The organism is Armatimonas sp., assembly GCF_043760365.1.
Taxonomy (GTDB): Bacteria; Armatimonadota; Armatimonadia; order Armatimonadales; family Armatimonadaceae; genus Armatimonas.
In genome coordinates this window covers 1-6,486 of the sequence record NZ_JAYUPA010000098.1, presented here as the reverse complement: position 1 = coordinate 6,486, position 6,486 = coordinate 1, and the positions used below count along the sequence as shown (strand labels likewise).

Sequence of the window (6,486 nt, the reverse complement as noted above, 5' to 3'; positions counted from 1 at the left end):
CCTGTAGCAAGCCCATTGCCTACTGTCTCAGTATCAAATTCGAACTCACCGAATCCAGGAATATTAACTCGGGATAGTCCTAGCGGATCGGTGAAGTTAATGGGGTCGTTGCCGCAGTAGGCGTAGAAGTTGGAGCCGCCGCCAAATCCAATCGGGTCTTCGCTGATGAACCTGCCTAAGCCCGGCGAGTAGTAGCGGTTTCTTGCGTAAACCAGTCCGCTTTCGTCGTGCTCCAGGCCGGTGAAGCCGTAGGGTTGACCGCCAAAACCATTGGAGTTGGTGGACGAGATTGTCTGGCCGAATGGGTCGAAGCTATTGGATTGTGCCACTTGACCGGCGTTGTTCAGAAGCGTGATGACGCTGCCGAGGTGGTCGGTGATGGTCGCGTTGCCGCCTAAACTCGCGTGGTTGTCTACGCCCGTGGTCTTGGCAAACACACCGCTGCCCGTGCCGCCGTGGCCCCACACGCTACTACTATTGACAAAAATCGTGACCAACAGCAACCAGAACGAGAAAACATTAAAAGAGTGGTCTGCCCCGTAATGAAAACTCCTATGGATTGGAGCCGTTTTCACGAATCGAAATCGGGTTGCTGAAGGCTCTAGTTTTGGCAAGAGAAGTACTCAAAACCTATGGTTTCCCGGCTGTTTTTCGGAGCATCCACCACACAAAAATGACTCGTGAAAAAGGCTCGATCATAATAATATGATTCAGCTACAGTACATACCCCGGAGCTTGCTCCGCATCCTGTTAGAATGCTGAGCGAACGCGAATGACTGCCTTGTGTCGTGAGCAGTCTACGTGCCATCTAGGTCACGCCGGGCTGTTCTAGAACCACCGGCGAAGCCGGATTCGGGTAGAAACCCCGAAGATTGCTCCGGTCGGAGCCTCATAAAATTTATTATTTCCTCTTTAAAACTTAAAATATTGTTATGGAATCCCGGACAAAAATCCCATCCATCAAAAAATAATAGATCATTACCATAGTGGTAAATACCGTTATCAACCATACTGCCTAATTTTTCAATAATCAATTTAGAAACTTCTTCTTGACTTAAACTTGACGTTCGTCTTACCCAACATCGAACCATACCTGACACACTTTTGTTAGCAGCTCCATCCATATCAGACACGAAAACAATCCATTCATTATTGTCGTGTTCAATTGCAAATATACAATAAAGGCTACTTTCAAAAATACATTGTAGCATTTTTCATCTTCTCTTTCAATCTCAGAACTGCTCAATATTGAATTCAACTAATTCGTTAGGATTCATTTGCCCAGAACGAACTCGCCTTCCGATCTCAAATGTTCGATGATGACCTCCTTTTATGTTAATAACAGTTCCTGGTTTAGTAAAGTTAGCACCAGTATGTGGATAACTTCGAAATCCTGCTATAGGGTCATTGCCTTGTGGGCCACCAAATCGAGTCAAGTCACTATTTGATAAATTTTGAACTCCACCATGCCCAACAGATTCACCGCCGGTAAGCTGTTCGGGGTTAATTCCATGATAACGGTTAATATTAGATTCTTCCGCTAGCTCACCTGCACGAGTATAGAAGCGTCCTGGGTTCGAATGAATTGGCGGTGTGTCGTAATTATGTACCCAGAACCAGTCACTACCGACCTTTTCTCTGACACCCCCGACGAAGTAGCTGTGTGTGCCTTCGACCTCAAAGTTATAAACGGTGGCGGGCTTTGTCTTCTTCTCAATCCGAACGATCTTCACCGACGGCCCAGCACGTGTCACAATCGCGTTGCCAATCGCCAGCCGTCCCGCAGGAGTCCAGCCGGTGCCTTCGACATAGAACGGGTGCTCTTTGGTCGTCTCAACCCGCATGCCGCCCTCAACCTCGATCACCAGCGTAGGCGAGGTGCGAATCTTTGTCCAGACAACTTTCTTCTCGACAACTTCGCCAGTCTTATCATCTTTGGAGACAACCTTATCGCCGACTTTGACGTTCTCGATTGCCTTGCTACTGCCATCGGCCATCAAGACAGGAGTACCAGCAACAAAACAAGGGCTTTTTGCCATGGGAGCCAGCCCCGCCCCCATACCTACCAGAGCGCCACCCGTCATCTGTCCCCAGCCGTCCATGTCCTGAGGAACGAGACCATTGAGAGCGGCCCCAAGGCCACACTGGTAGGCGTGCTGTCCAAACTGCGCGGCGGCCATACCAAACATCGCAGCACCCAGTTCAGGACACGCAATGCATGCTCCCGCAATCGCAGCTCCTTTGGCTTCGCCTATCGCAAAAGCTTGTGCGTCACGTTTCCATTGCTCCACGTCAAAGTCGTCGAAGTTCAGGTAGTCTTTCATCCTGAAGAGTCCTAGTGGATCGGTGAAGTTGATGGGGTCGTTGCCGCAGTAGGCGTAGAAGTTGGCCCCTCCACCAAAGCCTATCGGGTCTTCGCTGATGAAGCGTCCTAAGCCCGGCGAGTAGTAGCGGTTTCTTGCGTAGACCAGTCCGCTTTCGTCGTGCTCCAGGCCGGTGAAGCCATACGGTTGACCGCCGAAGCCGTTGCTGTTCGTGGACGAGATCGTCTGGCCGAACGGATCGAAGCTGTTCTGCTGAGCGGGTGCGCCCGAACTGTTCAGAAGCGTGACGACGCTACCTAAGTGATCCGTGATGGTCGCGTTGCCGCCTAAACTCGCGTGGTTGTCTACGCCCGTGGTCTTGGCAAACACACCGCTGCCCGTGCCGCCGTGGCTGCTCCAACCAGACCACTTGTACGAACGCGGAGAGTTCCCACTCACATTTTTAGAGATGCGACGGTTGTACAGATCGTAGCCAAACGTGCTGCTTTGACCACCTGAAGTCATCGAGGCAAGCTGACCGCGCACGTTCCAGCCAAGGTAGTCTGAGCCAAGGCGGGTCATGTTCCCGTTCGCGTCGTGATCCGCCGTTAAAGTCCCACTGCCGCTGGTCATCGAGGTCAGGCGGTTGGCCCAGTCGTAGGCGAACGCACGGGTGGACGTGGCGTTGTTCGTGACGGTCTCGCCAATGCGGTTGTTGGCATCATCGTAGGAATAATCGTACGTACTACCGCCCCGAACGGCCTTAGTCAACCGCCGGAGGCCATCATAAGTGTAGCTCGCCAACACCTGGGAGCCGTCCAGGCTCTTCTCCTGGGAGATCGCTCCGCTGGCATCGTAACTATACTTGCGCCCACGAACCAGGGTGCCATTGAACTTGGTCTGCGCCGTCTCCGCACGCCCTATGGCATCGTAGCCTGTTAGTTGCTCCAGCCCGTTAGGCTTCGTCACTTTGGTAGTCTGACCGTAGATAGGATCGAACTCACTAATGCTATCGCCCGAGGCGGAGTTCTCCGTTTTCCAGACACGCCCTAGATCATCGTAGTTGTAGAGCGTGGTCTCGGTGCCGTCCTCGACAACGCGCTTGAGGCGGTCAAGGGGGTCGAACTCCGCGTAGTTCTTGGTTCCCAGCGGGGTGACAATAGTGCGAAGACGGTGGACACTGTCGTAGCCGAAGTGGTAGAGCTGCGGGGTGCCGGTTGCGGGGGGCAGGTCGCTGATGTCGTTTAGCTGGTACTTGAGCTGGGGATCGTAGGCATAGCTCGTAGAGGAGACAATAGTGCCCGTCACATCTTTGTAGGTTGTCTGCGCAAGCCTATCCCCGGACGCGTAGCTATTCGTGAGCGCCTGGCCGCGTGCATCCGTAGCTACTTTGAGTTCCCCATTGAATCCCCAGAGACTATGAGAAACCTGGCTGAGTGGGTTTTGTGTCAGGGTAGGGCGATCCATCTTGTCATAGCCAAACCACCAGCTATATCCCCGACCATTTTTATACTGTTTTACGCGCCCCTCCTCGTCATGGTCGTATTCCGCCAGCGTCACATTACGCGTCCCACCATTCCAGAGCTTCTCGACATGAACGGCCTTCGTCACTTGATCCATCGTGTTGAGGTCGTAGTTAAAAATCTCCCCTCGTGAGTCGGTTACCCGACGCATCCGTCCGGCTTCGTCATAGGCATAGGAACCCGTGCTTCCCCAGAGACTTGTCGGGAACCCATTGACACCTCCAGGAGCCCACCCGGCAACACTAAACTCGCCGCGCTGTGTATAGAAATACTCAACGCGCCTCCCAGTGTCATTGAACCAGGAGCCGGGCGAACCAGACCAGGAGAAAGTGACTTCACCAAAGGAGTTGTAGCCGTAGCGCTGCTCCGGGTAACCACTGCGGTTGACTTTCTCAATCCGTCCTGTGGTGGCGTTCACGCTGTAGTAGGTCGTGCCCAGCGGGTCGGTTGTCTGTAGGGGAACGTTAAAATCCGGGTGGTACAGTGCCGTCCAGGACAAAGTAGTTCCTGAAGATGTGGGGGCGGTAACCAGCTCAACATTGCCCTGGCTGTCGTAGCCGATATGTGTGGTGCGATCATCGGTGTCAAGAATATCCGTAGCCTGGTTGGTTGCACCGTTGTACTGAATATCGGTCTTGACTCCCAGCGTATCGTCCGCCATTTTGGTAAGACGGTACGTGGGGCCATAGGGATTGGCCTCAAAGAAGTAGGTGCGCTGGTTCCCATTGGCATCGGTTACCGTACTCGCGGCATTCTGATAGTAAACCGAAGAGTAGCCCGAGTCGCCCGCTGCCTGGACAACCAGCCGCCCCTTGATGTCATAGTAGTTGTGCTGGCGCTCGTTGAGGCTTCTATCCACAATGCGCCGCACGAGTGGGAAACCTTCGGTCGTATTTGGCGGGGGTTCCGGCGAGGGAGTCGGTGTGGGGACAGGGGTCGGTGTCGGTACAGGCGTGGGCGTTCCCACAGGGGTTGGTGTCGGTATGGGAGTGGGAAACGGCACGGGAGTCGGGAACGGCCCCGGTATCGGCCCAGGCCCAGGCCCCGGTATCGGTGTGGGAATTGGTGTGGGCGTGGGGTCTGCACACACACAAGGGGGCAGACCCAACAAGCAAATACAATCGCCGCCAGCGGATTCAATAGTCGCTTGCGCCAAATGCCATCCCGGCGCAGGTATCCAGCCGGGTTCGACATCGGGATAATATGCCTCTTGCCAGGGAGCCCACGCGGCAAGCTGCCCTGATGTATTGAGGCGGATAAGCACCCACGAAGTGATTCCCTCAGGTAAAGGAGTGGTGGGAGCAACCTGCCCTCTGCGACGCACGGCACTGGGGTCAGGCAATGCTATCAGCTCCGCCACCAGCGGCGGCTGAGCCCCGGAGAGATTACGCCGTAGCCCGAACGAGTGGGCAGGGGTGGCGCGACGGAAACGCTGAAGTTTCTGTGCGAGCTGCACTTTCCGGCGATCTTGTGAACTCTTAACGGAAGCAGACGAGGCACGGTTCGGGGCACTGGGGCCGCTTAAGGGGAGAATATCTCCTCCTGAATTTTCCGTAAGCCAAGTCCAATGGTACTGCGTAATTTTCCCTCTTGGGTCCGTGACAAAATGAAACTGCCTTGGTATCCCACTACTCTCTGCGTTATTGGTTCCGTAAGCAATCGTCCAAATGCGTGTAGCCCCTAGCATGCCGTTGTAATCGGTCTTGGGCATCTGAACGGTTTTTAATTGACCATTTGGATTTCCATAGGTAAACAAGACGCGTCGTATAGGCAGAGTCCCGTTATCATTATTAATCTCTTTTACTTCGACCGGATAGCCTGTATTTTGCTGTCGTGAAATCTCTATTGCATTACTAAACCGATCTGCAATTTTAAAAACCCATCCTAAAGGCCGACCTGAGACCGACAAACTCTGGCCTGTTGCATAAGTGGTAAAAGTAGTACCGTCTTTTAATTTCCAAGTAAAATAATCGGTTGAAGGATTCCCATAAGCACGACTATAGCCAATCGTTGTGCCCACCATATCAGTATCACTGGTATTTTCATACGTACCCAAAGGAGCATTTCCTGAGTTAGCACGATAGGTAAAAAGATACTGCTTATTCCCCGGGCAGATCAGGCGCATCTTTCCCGTCTGATTTTCATAAGTCATGTAGTAATCAGTTGAAAGAGAGGTGCCAAGCCCCATTGGCCCATCCGAACCATCCAGTGATCGGAATGTCCAGCTAATCGGAAAGGGAAATCGCCCCGGCACAACTGCCACGGTCTCGTTAAGGATATGTACTCCCTGACCGACATCTACAGGATCAAGATCGTATTCATGCCCTGAACCATTTTCCTGACGTGTGTTTGCATACCAGTTAGCACAGGTTCCTTGCGTATTACCAAAACGGGGCGAGCACGTACAGCGCTCGTAATAGCCATTCAGAAAACACAGAGGAGCAGGCCGTGCAAAGACTCGGCTCAAGGAAAAGAAAGCAAAGATAACTTCTGCCAGTAACAGAAAAGTAAAAACACTAAAGAGCCACTTTCCTCGTGGCGAGAATTTCTGGAAGCGAGCCTTGAACGATATAACCACTTTACTCTGTCCCCCTACACAAAACAAGCAATCTCTAAAGAGAACTAAATTTCTTGGGAATTGCGCAAGCTAGGTTCCGATG

Annotated in this window: 3 protein-coding genes and 1 pseudogene; all 4 read right to left on the bottom strand. The window is 52.8% G+C overall.

Features of this window, described 5'->3' with window-relative positions; all coding sequences use genetic code 11:
* Positions 1–497 (bottom strand): RHS repeat-associated core domain-containing protein (locus tag ACH2EH_RS02520; RefSeq protein WP_395138601.1); only part of this gene is annotated, 497 nt, incomplete at its 3' end.
* Between the two features lie 300 nt (positions 498–797).
* Positions 798–1,211 (bottom strand): hypothetical protein, encoded by a 414-nt coding sequence (locus ACH2EH_RS02515; protein WP_395138598.1) that lies wholly within the window; start codon positions 1,209–1,211, stop codon positions 798–800.
* 21 nt (positions 1,212–1,232) lie between these two features.
* Positions 1,233–5,282 (bottom strand): RHS repeat-associated core domain-containing protein, encoded by a 4,050-nt coding sequence (locus ACH2EH_RS02510; protein WP_395138604.1) that lies wholly within the window; start codon positions 5,280–5,282, stop codon positions 1,233–1,235.
* 648 nt (positions 5,283–5,930) lie between these two features.
* Positions 5,931–6,404: pseudogene (locus tag ACH2EH_RS02505) on the bottom strand (DUF6531 domain-containing protein); the annotation flags it as partial.
* Positions 6,405–6,486 lie beyond the last annotated feature (82 nt).